Source organism: Acinetobacter calcoaceticus (assembly GCF_016508255.1).
Taxonomy (GTDB): domain Bacteria; phylum Pseudomonadota; class Gammaproteobacteria; order Pseudomonadales; family Moraxellaceae; genus Acinetobacter; species Acinetobacter calcoaceticus_E.
Genome location: NZ_JADVKT010000001.1, coordinates 562,690 through 578,457, shown reverse-complemented (window position 1 = coordinate 578,457; position 15,768 = coordinate 562,690). Strand labels below are relative to the sequence as shown.

The 15,768-nt window shown below is 35.0% G+C and carries 11 protein-coding genes and 1 tRNA gene; 6 read left to right on the top strand and 6 right to left on the bottom strand.

Annotated elements, in window-relative coordinates:
• Window positions 1–45: 45 nt before the first annotated feature.
• Genes I5515_RS02740 through epmB form a run of 3 tightly spaced genes read right to left on the bottom strand, consistent with a single transcriptional unit; the run spans window position 46 to window position 4,931 of the window.
• Complete coding sequence (locus I5515_RS02740; RefSeq protein ID WP_199964627.1) at window positions 46–2,157, bottom strand: EAL domain-containing protein; 2,112 nt, start codon at window positions 2,155–2,157, stop codon at window positions 46–48.
• Complete coding sequence (locus I5515_RS02735) at window positions 2,154–3,899, bottom strand: GTPase (protein ID WP_199964860.1); 1,746 nt, start codon at window positions 3,897–3,899, stop codon at window positions 2,154–2,156. The genes I5515_RS02740 and I5515_RS02735 overlap by 4 nt, the downstream gene beginning before the upstream one ends.
• Before the next feature lie 15 nt (window positions 3,900–3,914).
• Entirely contained in the window at window positions 3,915–4,931 is a 1,017-nt protein-coding gene (gene epmB, locus I5515_RS02730; protein WP_199964626.1) for an EF-P beta-lysylation protein EpmB, read from the bottom strand.
• A 73-nt stretch (window positions 4,932–5,004) separates the two neighbouring features.
• Here epmB and efp point away from each other — a divergent pair, with 73 nt between their 5' ends.
• From efp to I5515_RS02700, 6 genes are all read left to right on the top strand, one after another.
• Window positions 5,005–5,574, top strand: coding sequence for an elongation factor P (gene efp, locus I5515_RS02725; RefSeq protein ID WP_004643557.1), 570 nt, complete (start codon window positions 5,005–5,007; stop codon window positions 5,572–5,574).
• Between the two features lie 165 nt (window positions 5,575–5,739).
• A complete protein-coding gene (locus I5515_RS02720) occupies window positions 5,740–7,836 on the top strand; it encodes a carbon starvation CstA family protein (protein ID WP_199964625.1) in 2,097 nt (698 codons plus the stop codon).
• Between the two features lie 2 nt (window positions 7,837–7,838).
• Window positions 7,839–8,141 carry a YbdD/YjiX family protein gene (locus I5515_RS02715; protein WP_199964624.1) on the top strand — a complete coding sequence of 101 codons (303 nt, stop codon included), beginning with the start codon at window positions 7,839–7,841 and terminating at the stop codon, window positions 8,139–8,141.
• A gap of 169 nt (window positions 8,142–8,310) precedes the next feature.
• Window positions 8,311–8,387, top strand: a tRNA-Val gene (locus I5515_RS02710).
• A gap of 791 nt (window positions 8,388–9,178) precedes the next feature.
• On the top strand, window positions 9,179–9,733 hold the full coding sequence (locus I5515_RS02705) for a TetR/AcrR family transcriptional regulator (protein WP_199964623.1): 555 nt from the start codon (window positions 9,179–9,181) through the stop codon (window positions 9,731–9,733).
• Between the two features lie 399 nt (window positions 9,734–10,132).
• The gene (locus I5515_RS02700; RefSeq protein ID WP_199964622.1) at window positions 10,133–10,333 is read left to right on the top strand and encodes a hypothetical protein; all 201 of its coding nucleotides are present in this window, start codon (window positions 10,133–10,135) and stop codon (window positions 10,331–10,333) included.
• A gap of 704 nt (window positions 10,334–11,037) precedes the next feature.
• Here I5515_RS02700 and I5515_RS02695 read toward each other — a convergent pair.
• The 3 genes from I5515_RS02695 to I5515_RS02685 all read right to left on the bottom strand — a co-directional run bounded on the left by I5515_RS02695 (window position 11,038) and on the right by I5515_RS02685 (window position 15,761).
• On the bottom strand, window positions 11,038–12,042 hold the full coding sequence (locus I5515_RS02695) for a helix-turn-helix transcriptional regulator (protein WP_199964621.1): 1,005 nt from the start codon (window positions 12,040–12,042) through the stop codon (window positions 11,038–11,040).
• Between the two features lie 1,380 nt (window positions 12,043–13,422).
• Window positions 13,423–14,604 (bottom strand): maltoporin, encoded by a 1,182-nt coding sequence (locus I5515_RS02690; protein WP_199964620.1) that lies wholly within the window; start codon window positions 14,602–14,604, stop codon window positions 13,423–13,425.
• Between the two features lie 86 nt (window positions 14,605–14,690).
• A complete protein-coding gene (locus I5515_RS02685) occupies window positions 14,691–15,761 on the bottom strand; it encodes a maleylacetate reductase (RefSeq protein WP_199964619.1) in 1,071 nt (356 codons plus the stop codon).
• Between the last annotated feature and the right edge of the window lie 7 nt (window positions 15,762–15,768).

Sequence of the window (15,768 nt, the reverse complement as noted above, 5' to 3'; positions counted from 1 at the left end):
AAAACGGGCTTTATGCCCGTTTTTTGTTTATGAAGGACAAGACCATTATTGATCTTGTACATCTGTTAATCGATCCAGTTTTTTCTGGAAATAGCGACCTTGCAAGAAACGTGCTTCTACATTCCAGGCATTGGCAAATAAGTTCATATCGTTAAGATCGGCAAGTAAAATTCCTACAGGTTTTACCGTCAAATACTTCAGAACTTTTTCTTGTAATTGCGTTAAACCATCGTCTGAGTTTAATAGCTCTGTCTTCTTCGATTGCAATTTTAAATATTGAACATCGAGTTGTTGCAGAATCGATTCACTATAAATAGAAGATGTGAAATCCCGAATTGAAATTTCTGCGCCGTGTTGACGTAAGCGGGCTATTTGTTGCTGCACAATTGAAAGATGTGGCTGAATAGCTTGCTCTGAAAATTGTAAAATCAACGGGCTGTCTTGCTTACTACCAATAATGGTGAGTAATTTCGAAATAAGCTCAGGGAATGATTTATCTTTGAGTAAGATATCAATATTCAAATTAATAATCAGCTTAGCTTTCGGGTACTGCATAATGAAATTATGTAGCTGCTTACAAGCCTCGACCAAAATCCAACGGTCTAATTGAATAGAAAGCTCGCTGTCGTCTCTAAATGCAGCTAAATCGTTTAAATCATGCCACTGTTCATCTGCAATAAAACCGCTAGTCACTTCATAGTTATGGGTTTCTTGATCATGCTTATCGTAAATCTGCTGATATTTTAAATGGATTTCACCCCGAGCTAGCTGTTGCTTTAATTGCTGCAATAGAGATGATTGCACAGGAGCATCAACATGCTGAAGGGTTAGATCAAGTGATATAGAGGAACTGGTAGGTACAGAAGAGATAATATCGATTGTTGGAGTGATCTCAATCTCTGACTTTGCCTTAGGTAGCTCTTGCTGATTTGTTTGATCAAGAAGATTTGCAAAGTTAGCTTCATTTAATGGTTCTGTAATTTGAGCATAACTCAATTTGAGTTGTACTGAGTAATTAAGTTCATTAACCGCTAATAAATGCTCTTTTTGCAAACTTTGCAGACTAGCCAATTGGGAGTTAAGGACGGTACTGTTTTCAGCTTGTAAAACCCCAAGATATGCCCCAAGTTCAAGATTGAAAATCGGCATTTGTGCTTGTTCTTTCAAAAAGCTTTGTAGCTGATTGAAATATTGTCCAGGAGTTTGCCAATCTAGTTGAAATACACGCTCTGGGCACTGACTTAATCTAAATAAAACCAAAGCATTTGCTTGAGCAGGGTGTGTCGATATTTGTCGATTAATCTGTTGCCAAGGTGTGATTGAACCATAACTTTTTTCAGAAAAAACTGTATTTTCAGGTGTTTGTAAATCTAGTTGATAGTCAATGGTTAACTGTACGGCGTCTTCTTCCTGACTGGGAATAAATTCAAGTTTTAAAGCATTATTACCTGAAATTGCCGCATGTTGACTCTGGATTTCAAAACGAGCTTGATCAAATTGACCTAATGAAATCTTCTTAAATCTTTGTTTAAAAATATTTAAATCATTGGGTTGTAAAACATCTAATATGGGCAGGCCAATAATCTCTTCTTCTTGCTTAAAGCCAAAAAGGGTGAGGTATTCCGTATTTGCCTTAACGTGCATCCCTTCTTGAAAATGGGCAACTGCTTTATGACTGTTATTGACCAATGTTTGTGTATGAGAATGAATAGTTTCTAATTCATTCGTTAGACGTTGCTCGGTTTGCAACAAATGGCTATACGACAAGGTCCGAATAAGCGTGATATAAAAATAATCTAATGGTTCTAATGGAACTACATCATAAATACCTTTATGAATATAAGCCTGATATTGCTGAGCTTGGTAGTCCTCAGGTTGCAATAACAAAACAGGTAAATGTGGTTGCTCAGATGCTTGAATAAGGGAGAGGGTTTGTTCAATTTTTAGGTCATAAGCACGGCCAAAAATAATAGCATCCCAAGGCGTATTTAACTGTTTTTCGAAACTTTTTAGATCATCAAGTAATAAAGCATGGACTTGATAATTATTCCCCAATAATAAATTTAAAATCTGGTTATAACGTAGCTGGTTGTCATCAATAATGAGTAAACGTGTTTCGGTACGTTTTAACTTTTTAGACAATAAAGAGTTTCTCACTTTAGTGCTTCCCATAAATCTTGACTGCTAGAGTTGCTATTCTTTTTCATCATGAACTGATCAAGCAGATTTTGTTGCTGCTCATTGAGTAGTTCGAAATGAAATTGAATAAAACTTTGAGTAATGAGTTGTGCTTTGAGTAGATACACTTTGATTTCTTCTGTCCCCAATCGTAAATGAATTGTTTGTTGCTCTCTAAAAATTTGTGACCCCGGTAAAATCAGCGTGTTTTGTATTTCTTCTAGGTTTTGTGTTTGTAGTAATAGTGCTGGATGATAATTGCGAGTATGACGCTCAGCTTGAATATGCACTGCACAAGGGAACATGGCCTGTGACAAAATCTCGAGACCTAACTCTAGAGATTTTTCTGTCGACTGTTTAATCCAGCGGATTACGCCACCACGCCATTGTCCATGCAAAGTTTCTTTAACTAAAATATATTCACCGGTTCTAAGGTTTTTCGGTGCTTCCCCAGACCATTTAATACGATATCCATTGACACTAATATCGAGAACAGTAGTTTGATAAATTGTTTTGCTTTCACGACTTAAGCGTTGATAGGAGCTTGTTTGTTGTTCTTTTTTCTCTAAATTTGATAAAACTTTAGACTCACTTTGTAAGTTGTAGTTATTGTTAAGTTGTAGCGTTTCTTCGAAGTTCTTTGCTTTTGAGAGATAGAAATGAGCTGTACTTAAACCAAAACAAATTTGGAGTTCGGCATTATATTCATAACGTTCATGACGACGTTGAGCCGTAGTGCCTAAAATAGTTTGAACATGAAACTTTAAAGCTGGGCTTAAATAAAACTTTTCATTTTTGGAAATATATTGCGCATTTTTATGCATGGTTGCAGTGACATGTTCAAGCAAAGCTTGGGTGCCTATAAAAATGCTTGGGCTAAAGTTAGAGCTGCGTTTAGTGTTATAGACTGGTGGATGGTCTTTACTTGGGTCGACCACATATTTCGTTAATGCTGTATCTTTTGGCAAAATATGAATCATTCTTGCCCAGTCAAAACTACATTGAAATAATGCCTGAATTTCGGACTGGCGAATTTGGTTCGTATTTAAAATATCGAGCAAAATCAGTTGGGCATAAGCTTGAGTAATATTCGCTAGAGGGTGGTGTATCCCCTGAATATGATTAATATTTACCAGATGATATTTATGTTGAACCGCGGTTTCATAGAGGTGATGTGCAATTAACCATTGCCCTTTGACCGGTTCGCTATAAAGCATGTGCTGTTGATATAAGAGACTGGTTAATTGTTGTAGGGCATGAAAAGTCGATAAAGTACGTGCCGTTTGCAAATTCTTTTTTTGTTTATAGGCAAACAGTGAAAACTTTTGATGCTGCAATTGCTCATGGCTATTTTGCGCAATATTTAAATAAATACTGGCGAAATAACAACGGAGCAACATTGCCAATTCAATAATATGTTCGTTGCGGTCTGTACTAATCACACCTTGGTTAAAAAAGTTTTTTTCTAGACTTGCAAGAACATTGTTAATAGTGGGGTGAAGCGTTTGTATAAGATCAAAACGTAAGGTTTCACTACATTTTAATTCATTGAGCTCTAAAATAGCGGTGAATAATGCTTTGGATGTATCGCCAAGTTGCATAATAGAAAGGGTAGTGACCCATTCGTTAAGATCTTTAATATTGGCTTCACAAAAGCTTAACCGTTCACGAGTGAGTGCGGTTTGATTGTGAAAAATGTCCGATAGTGCATTATTCATCATCACTTATTATATAACTCAAAATGTTGTAGCCCCAAAAAGCGGTGTTTTATTCTTTTCGCCCGCAATTTCCCTGACGAGTTTAGGAACCAAATACCCCGGTAGGTTCGCTAACACATCACGATATATATCATCTATCTCAGATGGTATTAAATCAAAATGTTGTGCACCTTTTACTTTATCTAAAACATGTAAGTAATAAGGCATAACGCGAGCTTCAAATAAACGATAACTTAAATCAATTAATGTTTGAGCAGAATCATTAACGCCTTTAAGCAATACCGCCTGATTAAGTACAGTAATGTGCTCGGCAGATAACTGCAACAATTTTGAACAGGTAAAGTCATCGAGTTCAGAAGCGTGGTTTGAGTGTACCACCAGAATAATACGCAGCCTACTGTTTTTTAATAAAGAAATAAGCTGTTCGTCGATACGGTTTGGAATAACAATTGGAACTCGTGAATGAATTCTCAGAATCTTAATTTGTTTGAGAGATGATAAACGTTCTAGCCAAAGTGCTAATTTACGGTTAGAAAGCGTAAGGGGGTCTCCACCACTCAAAATGATTTCATTAATATTGGGATTCGCTTCAATATAATTTTTAATATTTAGCCAATCGTCATTTTTCGGTAAATTTTCTTGATAGGGAAAATGGCGACGGAAGCAATAACGGCAATGTACGGCACAAGCACCCGTCAACGTCAGTAAAAAACGTGATTTATATTTATGTAAAACACCTGGTAATTGATTTGCTGCTTCTTCACCTAAAGGATCGGTTACAAATTCAGGATGTTCTTCGAGTTCTAAGTGATGCGGTAAAACCTGTAGCAAAAGCGGGTCAAACGGGTCTTGAGCGTTCATTTTTCCGACGAACGCGCGAGGAACACGTAATTTAAACTGTTCAGAAGCCAGAATCGCACCTGATAATAGCTGATCGGTGGATAACTCGAGTAGGTTTAGCAACTCCAAAGGATCTGTAATAAGGTCACTCAGTTGCGATTGCCAGTTTTGCTCTTGGTATAAATAGTTTATCATTTGACACGATTAAGATAATGCAACAACGCATTATATCGCATAGTTGACTTGTTAAGTTTGGAGTGTGCCAGTCATGGCCAATTATTCTACAAATGATTTCAAGCCGGGCCTTAAGGTCATGCTTGACAGTAACCCATGTTCAATCATGGAAAATGAATACGTAAAGCCAGGTAAAGGTCAAGCGTTCAACCGCGTAAAATTACGTAACCTTAGAACTGGTAAAGTTTTAGAAAAAACTTTTAAGTCTGGCGATACTGTAGAAGCGGCTGACATCGTAGAAGTAGAAATGGACTACTTATACAATGATGGCGAGCTTTGGAACTTCATGGATCCTGTAACTTTTGAGCAAATCGCTGCAGACAAAACTGCAATGGGCGATGCAGCTAAATGGTTAAAAGATGATTCAAATGAAAAATGTACTATTATGTTGTTCAACGGCGTGCCTTTAACTGTAAGCGCACCGAACTTCGTAGTATTAAAAATTGTTGAAACTGATCCAGGTGTACGCGGTGATACATCTGGCGGTGGCGGTAAACCAGCTAAGCTTGAAACAGGTGCGGTTGTTCGTGTTCCGTTATTTGTTCAGCAAGAAGATAGCGTTCGTGTAGATACTCGTACTGGCGATTATTTAGAGCGTGCATAATAGTTAAAAAATAAACTATTATCGAAGGGATGATGTAAATCATCCCTTTTTTTATGCGAAAGTATAAGAGGAAAAAAATTAAAGGAGGAGTAGAGTCACAAGGATTAGTCGAGAACAGTACATAACAATATAAAAATGCTGTAGTTATTTATTGAGAGGTTAAGAATGGACACAATGCAAGCGAAATCTACGCTTCCCTCCAAGCTGGTCTGGAGCCTAGTGGCAATTATAGGTGCAATTTCTTTTGGGATGCTGGCACTCAGTCGTGGTGAACATGTCAATGCGGTTTGGCTTGTACTGGCTGCAGCATGTGTATATAGCATCGCATATCGATTTTATAGTCTATTTATTGCAACTAAAGTATTTGAATTAAACCCAAGACGTTTAACCCCAGCACATCGTTTAGCCGATGGTCTGGATTATGTTCCCACCAATAAATATGTGCTTTTCGGTCACCACTTTGCGGCAATTGCTGGAGCGGGGCCATTGGTCGGACCAATTTTGGCCGCACAAATGGGTTTTTTACCAGGCACCCTCTGGCTACTGGTCGGTGTGGTTGTCGCTGGTGCAGTACAAGACTTTTTAGTTCTATTTATTTCAACACGCCGAGATGGTCGTTCGCTCGGTGAAATGGCGAAACAGGAACTGGGTTCTTTTGCTGGTATTGTTGTAATGCTTGGCGCGCTTGGGGTAATGATTATTATCCTTGCGGTATTGGCTTTAGTTGTGGTTAAAGCACTTGCCCATAGCCCATGGGGTGTTTTTACTATTGCAGCGACTATTCCAATTGCGCTGTTTATGGGCGTTTACATGCGATTTATTCGCCCGGGACGTATTGCAGAAGTTTCTATCATTGGCTTTGTCTTAATGATGCTTGCAATTGTTTATGGTGGACATGTTGCAGCAGATCCTTACTGGGGTGAGTTTTTCACCTTAACTGGAACACAGCTCACTTGGTGTTTAATTATTTATGGTTTCATTGCTTCAGTATTACCCGTTTGGTTACTGTTAGCACCACGTGATTACCTATCAACTTTCCTTAAAATTGGTGTCATTCTAGGTTTAGCAGTCGGTATTATCATTGCATTACCTGAGTTGAAAATGCCAGCAGTGACTCATTTTATTGATGGTACTGGTCCTGTTTTCTCAGGTAGTTTATTTCCATTCCTATTTATTACCATTGCTTGTGGTGCCATTTCAGGTTTCCATGCCCTTGTATCAAGTGGTACAACGCCAAAACTTATTGATAACGAAGCTGATATTCGCGTGATTGGTTATGGCGGCATGCTCATGGAGTCTTTCGTCGGCATTATGGCGATGATCTGTGCAACTGTCTTAGACCCAGGTGTGTACTTTGCAATTAATGCGCCTGCGGCTGTACTGGGTACAACTGTAGAAACGGCGGCAGAAGCTGTTCGTAATTTAGGCTTTGTGGTTACTCCTGAAATGCTTACATTGTTAGCTCAAGAAGTCGGAGAAACTTCGATTTTATCGCGTACGGGTGGTGCGCCTACCTTTGCGATTGGTATGGCACATATCATTTCGGAAATTTTCAATAGCCGTTCAATGATGGCTTTCTGGTATCACTTTGCTATTTTGTTTGAAGCATTATTCATTTTAACTGCTGTTGATGCGGGAACTCGTGCTTGTCGTTTTATGGTGCAAGACACAGTGGGGATTGTTATTCCTGCGGTTAAAACTTCAGGTTCATTCATTGGTAATTTAGTAGGAACAGCCGTTGCGGTAGGTGGATGGGGCTTCTTCGTCTATCAAGGTGTAATTGACCCATTAGGCGGTGTTAACTCTTTATGGCCTCTGTTTGGTGTTGGTAACCAAATGTTGGCTTCGATGGCACTCATTTTGGGTACAGTCATTTTGTTTAAAATGAAGAAAGAAAAGTATGTTTGGGTGACAATCTTCCCAACAATTTTCTTATTCGTGACTTGTATGACAGCAGGATGGCAAAAGATTTTCCACGAAAATCCAAAGATTGGTTTCTTAGCGCAGGCACATAAGTTTTCTGATGCAATTGCTCGTGGTGAAATTCTTAAACCAGCCAAAACTATTGCTGAGATGCAAAACATTGTGATGTCGAATCAGATCAATGCTGCGCTTTGTGGCTTCTTTATGATTGTATCGATTGTCATGATTATTGCGTCAATTGGTATTGTACGCCGTGCTTTGGCAAGTCCAACACCGACTGCAAACGAAGCACCTGCGGTATATGCTGATCCGGAAGTGGTAACCCCACGAGGAGAGTAAAGATGAATTTTAAATTTGCAAAAAATGGAACGGTCATTATTGCGAAAATCATCAAAATGACAGTGCTTTCGCAAAAAGAGCTATTACTTTCTCCAAAGAATTGGTCTCGTATTGCCACGCTGTGGCAGCGTTTGCAGCAAAGCTTTCGACTCATGGTTGGTGTTCCAGATTATCAAACTTATCTGGAGCACATGAAGGCTCATCATCCTGATTTAACACCAATGGATGCTAAGACTTTCTATCGTTATTGTGTTGATGTGCGTTATCCATCGGCAGGCGGTACTTTGAAGAAATGTCCTTGTTAAGTTGAGAGTTAAATTCAGCTAAACAAAAACGGTATGTGGTTAAACCCTGTACCGTTTTTGTTTTTGGGAAAATGAAAAAAAGTTTGCTTAAAGTCTGCTCATTTGTATTTTTTTCAATTGAAAATCACTTGTTTTGCTTTTGAAAAATGAATATTATGCTCTCCATTCTAGGTGTATAGCTCAGTTGGTTAGAGCGCTACGTTGACATCGTAGAGGTCTCCAGTTCGAGTCTGGATATACCTACCAAGACATTAAAGTCATATAAGCTCGAATAGCTTATATGATTGAAAAAGCCCTAAACTATAATGGTTTAGGGCTTTTTCATTACTTTGTATAAAAGGGTTTGAAATATAGCGATAAATTGAAGCCTATAAATTTACTAATACATTCCTAATTCACAAAACCCCCATACCCCCAAAATTTCCCATCTTTATAAACCCCTCTTAAACAATCACTTATTCATTATTTATTCTTACTTTTTAATGATCTAATTTAAAACAAATGTCATTTTGTGTGCTTGACTGCTAAAGGGCAGAGCACTATCCTTTGCCTGCTGGCCACATTGCCAGTCGGTTTTGACAGACCGTTTCACTCACACATCAGAGCTATTCCATCTGAGGAACAGTTTTGTGTGTACTCTCGTTCCCTCCCGTAGCGGTAGGACGGGAGAGGGACACCTATGGTGTGCTAGTTGAGTGACTAGTCTGTCAACCCTTTTCCGTTCTGCCACCATAATTCTTAATTAATGCTCTGGCAGAACTCCCTATAAAAAGGAGTTGGCTTTGTACATTCTTAATTTCTTGGCAACCTTTGCCAAAAGCTATAACGACACGACTTAAACTTTTAAAGCAGTTTGATCATCTAAAGATTTTCAGGCTTTAAATCATTTCGTCTAAAAACTTAATCAACAATGAAACTTGAGATGTGCCACGCACAGTCTTCACGGGCTTTGCTATGCCTTTTTTTCTCCCAAAAAGAGTAGCGGCTTTTATATCTCATTTATATACAACAAAAATTTAATTTATAACGGTAAAACTATGCCACATTCAGATCTCTCATTTCGTGCTTTAAGCGTGCTTCATACCTCTCGATATCTTTTTAATAAATATGGCTTTCACAAAGTTGGGGTGGACCGAATTATTGAATCTTCAAAAACGCCTAAAGCAACTTTTTATAATTATTTTCACTCAAAAGAACGCCTCATTGAAATGAGTCTAACTTTTCAAAAAGATGGGCTTAAACATGAGGTGCTTTCCATTATTAATGTTCAAAAAAATTTAACCGTAATTGAAAAATTTCGCAAAATTTATTACCTACACGCTGACTTAGAGGGACTTTACCATTTGCCATTTAAAGCTATTTTTGAAATTGCGAAAACACATCCAAAGGCGTATCAGGTGGTCGTTGAATATCGAAACTGGTTTATTAATGAAATCTATAATTTGCTTTTAACCACCAATGTCAATGCTGCAAAACAAGATGCATACATGTTCTTGTTTGTGATTGATGGGGCCATGGTTCAACTTCTAGACCCCAACAAACCAGATGAAAGGGAGAGGTTACTTGAGCATTTTTTGCTGGGGTTTATTTAATCCAAATAAAATTTTATAGAAATAAGAACTATTTAAGTACCTCCGTGTCATAAGGGTTTTAGTTTTTTTCAAATATTCATCTAGTAAAGCTACGTAAAATAAAAATGTTTAATTTTCTACTTTAAAAGTAATTTTTAGGTTGATGGTAATAAAAAAGGGGATATATCCCCCCCCTTTTTTAATCATTGTTTTTACCAAGATGAATCAAATTGAATACCGAAATTAAAATTATGGCTAGTTATTCTTTTGAAAATTGATGGTTATTAGATATTGAACAAATGCAGAATTGTAAATACGAATAAAACTAAATTGTCCTATTGTATACAGTAACTGTCCGAATAAGGAATAAAAAGAAAATATAATCATAATATTTTAAAGTTTTGATTAGGTAGGATTCTCTTGAATAAAAAATTCCATAAAGAAAAAGTTGTATTTAAGTACCCCATTGAAAATAATGCATGTTTTCTTTTTACTTCTTCTTATGAGTTGTTTGGGCTAATACGTAAAGCTACTAAGGAAGAAGAATTATTAGGTACGAGGATGGATGAATTTAAAAATATTGATGAATATTGGTTGGATGAATTTAGAATTAATAAATAATATATACAAGATATAAAGTCATATTTTTGTTCTGAATTTTCATAGAAGTTCAAATTTTTTAAATATTTAGGACGATTTTTATATTTAAATGGACATGTTGTTATTACTAATATAAATGAGATCAGGAGAAATGGTAACTAAAATAAGGGTAGAAATATTAATATTCTTGAATATAACTACTTATTTGTGAGAAATTTCACATAATAGGTGGCATGTACGAATGTTAATTTCTTTGCTACTCTTTTTATCGAGGACATCCCAAGAGCCTCACTTTGATTAGTTCTAGAAATAAGAACAGCACCTAAGAGCTTTCAGGCATTCTTAGGTGTTTTTTTTTATAAAGGTAAGTAATCTTCATCTATTAGTATTTTTAATATTTGTCCTTTTTAAACCTATATTTGTCCACTCTGAATTAAAAATATTGAATATAATTTTATATATTGTTGAATTTTATACATTTTTTAAGTTATATTTTAATGTGGGTGTAGGTTGAATATGAATTTCTATTCTTTTGCAATGTTTTTTTATATTATTATTCTCATAGTATCAGTTGTACTATCGGTAATATGGTTTTTAAGTCAAAAAGATAATCCATATTTAAGTTTATTTGATAAGCTTCTCATTCTAATATTTAGTCCGATTATATCATTAATACTATATTCATTTATACTTGTCATATATAGTTATTTTTTTGAAAGATCTTTTTAATAATTACTGTTTCGATATTTTTGTGGTGAATAACCTGTCCAACTTTTAAATGATTTACTGAAACTAGTACTGCTTTTAAAGCCTAGTTGATAGGCTACCTGTTTGAAATTTAGCTTTGTCATAGTTAGTAAGGTAATTGCCTTTTTTATTTTATACTCAGTAACTAAATTTCTAAATGTTTCCCCTTCAGCTTTTAGCTTTCTTCTAAGTGTACGAGGATGCATATTTAGCTGGTTAGCTAATGTTTCTTCATTAGGAAGATCATTTCCAGATTGATTAAAAATAAAATTAATTTTATTTTTTAGTTCACTGTCTGTTTTTTGAATTGCTTTTGAAAGTTCTAAAAAATGTAAAATTTTTTCTTCAATTATAGAAAAACTTATAGGATCCAATTTTTCCGTAAGTTTAGATCTTGACACCCCAAAAGAAATTCTATTTTCATTTGAATTATAAATTATTTCACAATTGAAATATTCTTTGTAGTAGTTTGGCTCTGCAGGAGGGGCAAATGTTACATAGATTTTTTTAGGATAATCAATAAAAGGAACTAAAGTTTTAACAATATTTAATAGTTGACTTAAGTGATATTCTACAGAAAAAATATAACCATCCTCATTAGTGAATTGGAATAGTAATGGTTCAATGGTAAAATAAAAATGCCGATCAAAGAACATTTCGATCTTTGCAAATGGAAAAGTATGTGTTTGATGGTCTATAATAAACTGTAATGCTAAAAGATAATTAGGTTGTATTAATGCTCCTAGTTCTAGTATCCATAATTGAGATAAATTAACTTCCCCCATATCTAAGGCAAGATTTTTCAATTTAAGTTTTATACAGTAATTAATTAAATATTTTGATAAATTGTTATTAAAGTCTAAGTCAAAATTTAACTCACGACAAATAGAGCCACATATTTTTTCATAATAGTAGTTATCAATAAAATTGTTTTGTAATAGATATTCACAAATTATACATGCATGCTTAGTTCGTGTAACCATAATTAAACTAAATACTACCAAGTCAATATTTAATAATAGTTATATCTTATAGAAAGTTATATGTTCTTTCTTTTTCATTTGATGCTTGATTGGGACATTTTTATGCCTAATATGGTCTGTATATAATATATTTATTGGTTTATTTATTTATAATTTTATGTTTTTTATTATATGTATTGGTATTTTGTATTTTAAAAATGTAAAATATAAAGTAAATTTAATAAAAATAACTAAAATATTTAAAAAATAATATTTATCTTTAATTTATAACTTATTTTTTCAACAAGTATAGATAAATTTTATGTGAAAAATAACATAAATTGTTTTTTGATTTTTATTAAATTGACTGGTAATTTTAAAGCTGAAAGTATCCCCAAGTACTTTCAGGTATTTGGTTTAAGTGGAACTTACCATTAGTTGAGCCACCTAAGGCTATTATAAAATATTCTTAGGTTTTTTAATTTTTTGCTTTTATTTGAGTTTTGTAGATGAATTTGTTTAGTCCTGCTAAAAAGCTTAGAAACGTTTATTTTCGTTTTGGAGAGCATGAGTTTATTTTACTATCAGTTTTTATTTTTTCAGCTTATAAACAAAATTGGAATTCTAATCAAATTAATAAAGTTTTAAAAGAAGCTAGAAAGTCAGATTATAATCATTTGATCAATACACTAAGAACTCATTCACTAAAATGAATTTAAATTTAAAATTTATTTACTCTTAAATTAAATTGGTTGTAGTAATTTAACTAATATATTATTTTTAATATTAATCTAAATAACCGATTTTAAATTTTTTACTTTATTTTAAGAAGTAATCGATATCTTTGAATTTAACAGGCATTTACTAAAAAACTTCTTATTTTGTAGCCTGTAATATTAGCTAGTGCATCTGCTAGTAAATAGTAGTCATGAGTAAAATAATTAATAGTTTTTTGATAGTTATCATAAAAATTAATAATATTATCTAGTCTAAATCTTGTGCAGCATGTTATAAACTCCTATTTAGTATCTTATGTGATCTAAAATAGTAATTTTGATAATAGTATATGAATTTTATGATTGGTATTTTATATTTAAAAATATTTAATCAATTTGGGAAAATTAAGTATTACAGAAAATAACCCTGTATTGAATTGTTGTTATAACCTGGCAATTAATTAGGAATCTTAATGATGCAAATACTCAAGTAATCGGTTTGTTAGTTTTTAAAACTTAATCAAGTTGCATTACATGGAATGTTCAAAACTTCTATTTTTATTTTAAAGGATTTTCTTTCTAAGTCCTCAGGTCCTCACTTAAAAATGCATTAGTAATAAGACCTCTGAAAGATTATAAGTTATCTTTCAGAGGTCTATTTTAAATATTAATTAACGTATTAGACTTACCAAGATGACTCTAGTTGAATACCGAAATTGGAACCATGGCTAGTGTTATAGAAACTACTATCCGGATAAATTGAGTCTCTCAACTTCTGCTCATCATCATTCCAGAAGGCGTAGGTATAGTATAAACGCAACTCAGGTCGGTCATAAAAACCTGTTCCCTTCATTGACCACGTTGGAGCAATCGTCAGTTTGGTTAAGTTACGGTTTTGATTGTTACTATCTATCTGGTCAAATCCAATTTCTGTTGAAATCTTGAAGTGATCCTGCACGACATAAGCAACACGTGAACCTATCGAGAACCATTCACTATCATCCTGATTTTTGAATTGATCCTTTTGGTAGAGGAACTGTGTCTGACCATTAAACTTCTTATTGTCAGTTTCCCAATCCAGAACTTCAATGAATCGTAGTGATGAATTATCACGGTCAAGCTCAGGATTACCGGTATAACTTAACCCCATTCCGGCACCTTCACCATATTGCAGCGCAACTGTATTCTTACCATTGAGAACGTTCGAAGTTACATTCTGAAGGGTTAATGCCCAACCTGTATGATCTCCGTCTACAATCGATAAACCAGTGTTGAGCTTGTTTGTACTGTTAAGCTCGATACCTTTAACAGTGAAGTCATGTCGATTAATGTATTCCTTCTGGAATAAATTATCCTTTCTGGAAAAAACATAACTTAAAGACAGGTCATTCACTTTATAGTCATCAATACCAAATCCTGTTCCACTTTGGTTCCAGTAAAAGAAATCTGACATGTTGATATCATTACGATTGTAATAACGTCGACCTACCCAGAAATTACCACCATTTAGAAAGGAAACATTAGTCCAATCTAAATAAATTTGAGGCAGGCGAGTAAAACCATTTTCACCATTAAATGTTAAGGCTTGACCGTATTGGTTATAAAATGCTGCCATAGCATTAATATTAATTTTGGAGTTGTCTGAAAGGGTCAATAAATTTTGAGAAGCAGCAAGCTCTCCATATTGCTCACATTCATTTCCTAAACGATATTTGGATGGTGCACCAGTGAGTTGAAAACACTCTTGTGTTTTTCCATTGTCAGTTACCCCCATTCCGGTACGGAAGTAGCCGCTAAAATCAGCAGCAGAAGCAATCTGAGATAATACAAAAACTGTTGTTCCAACAATCCATGGGGTTCTTTTCATTTAAAATTCCTTTTTTTAAGCATGTGTTTATCTAACCCCACTTATAAATTAAGTAGGGTTGGATAGAGGGATGACACGGGGTTTACTTAATTCGGATTAGTTCCGTTATAAGCATTCTGTAGCAAATGACGGATCGCATTCTTCTCGATAGGTTCCGGGTTCCAGTATGGGTTTGCTAAAGCAATATCCGTTGCTTTATCCAAATCCGGTTCTGTTAAACCTAATAATGCGAGAGAAGTTGGACCGTCAAGGTCTTTTATAAGATTAAACAAGGCATTTGCTGCCGTACTACCAGCGGGAGCGTTTAAAGCTCTTTTAATACGTTGCATTGCTTCTGGCGTAGCTTTCTCGTTATAAGCAATAGCATGAGGGAGGACTACAGTATGGGTTGGGGCATGTGGCAAGTTAAAGCTTCCACCTAATGTATGGCAAAGCTTATGATGAATAGCCATTCCGACATTACCTAAAACATACCCACATAACCATGCTCCATATAGGCATAAACTTCTTGCCTCAATATCCTGAGCATTATTTTTTAATTTACGTAGGCCTTCGGCTAAAGCGCGTATACCTTCTTCAGCCAAGAGTGACATAATAGGATTACCATTCTGGGCGTATAAACCTTCAGCAGCATGTGCAATCGCATTAATACCACTAGTAATTGACATCTCTAGTGGAAGAGTTAATGTCAACTCAGGGTCATAGATGACTGTTTTAGGAAGGACACGAGGATCTTTCCCTGTTTTCTTGATGCCATTTTCAGTAATTCCATAAACTGGAGTCATTTCTGATCCAGCATAAGTAGTAGGAATTGCTAAAATAGGTAGATCATATTCTAAAGCAATAGCTTTACCTAAACCGGTTGTAGAGCCACCACCAACGGCAATAGCACAGTCAGCCCCTAATTCTTTAGCTACTTCTCGAGCTTCTTTAGCTGATTCAATGGGTACATGCATGACAGCTTTTGAATAAATACCTACTGAAACATCACCTAGAATTGAAGAGATTTTTTCGGCTAATTCAACTTGTTCCGGAGTACATAAAACTAAAGCTTTTTTTGCACCCAGAAGCTCAATCTCTCTTTGCAAAAATTTGATAGAACCAGCACCAAAAATTACTCTGCTCTGAGGAATATCATAGATAAAATCAGTATTCATAATAGGC

Bases quoted from the DNA above. Each gene is read 5' to 3' on its own strand.
- I5515_RS02720 (WP_199964625.1), top strand. From the start codon at position 5,740: ATGGACACAATGCAAGCGAAATCTACGCTTCCCTCCAAGCTGGTCTGG.
- I5515_RS02685 (WP_199964619.1), bottom strand. From the start codon at position 15,761: ATGAATACTGATTTTATCTATGATATTCCTCAGAGCAGAGTAATTTTT.
- I5515_RS02690 (WP_199964620.1), bottom strand. From the start codon at position 14,604: ATGAAAAGAACCCCATGGATTGTTGGAACAACAGTTTTTGTATTATCT.
- efp (WP_004643557.1), top strand. From the start codon at position 5,005: ATGGCCAATTATTCTACAAATGATTTCAAGCCGGGCCTTAAGGTCATG.
- epmB (WP_199964626.1), bottom strand. From the start codon at position 4,931: ATGATAAACTATTTATACCAAGAGCAAAACTGGCAATCGCAACTGAGT.
- I5515_RS02695 (WP_199964621.1), bottom strand. From the start codon at position 12,042: ATGGTTACACGAACTAAGCATGCATGTATAATTTGTGAATATCTATTA.
- I5515_RS02705 (WP_199964623.1), top strand. From the start codon at position 9,179: ATGCCACATTCAGATCTCTCATTTCGTGCTTTAAGCGTGCTTCATACC.
- I5515_RS02735 (WP_199964860.1), bottom strand. From the start codon at position 3,899: ATGATGAATAATGCACTATCGGACATTTTTCACAATCAAACCGCACTC.
- I5515_RS02715 (WP_199964624.1), top strand. From the start codon at position 7,839: ATGAATTTTAAATTTGCAAAAAATGGAACGGTCATTATTGCGAAAATC.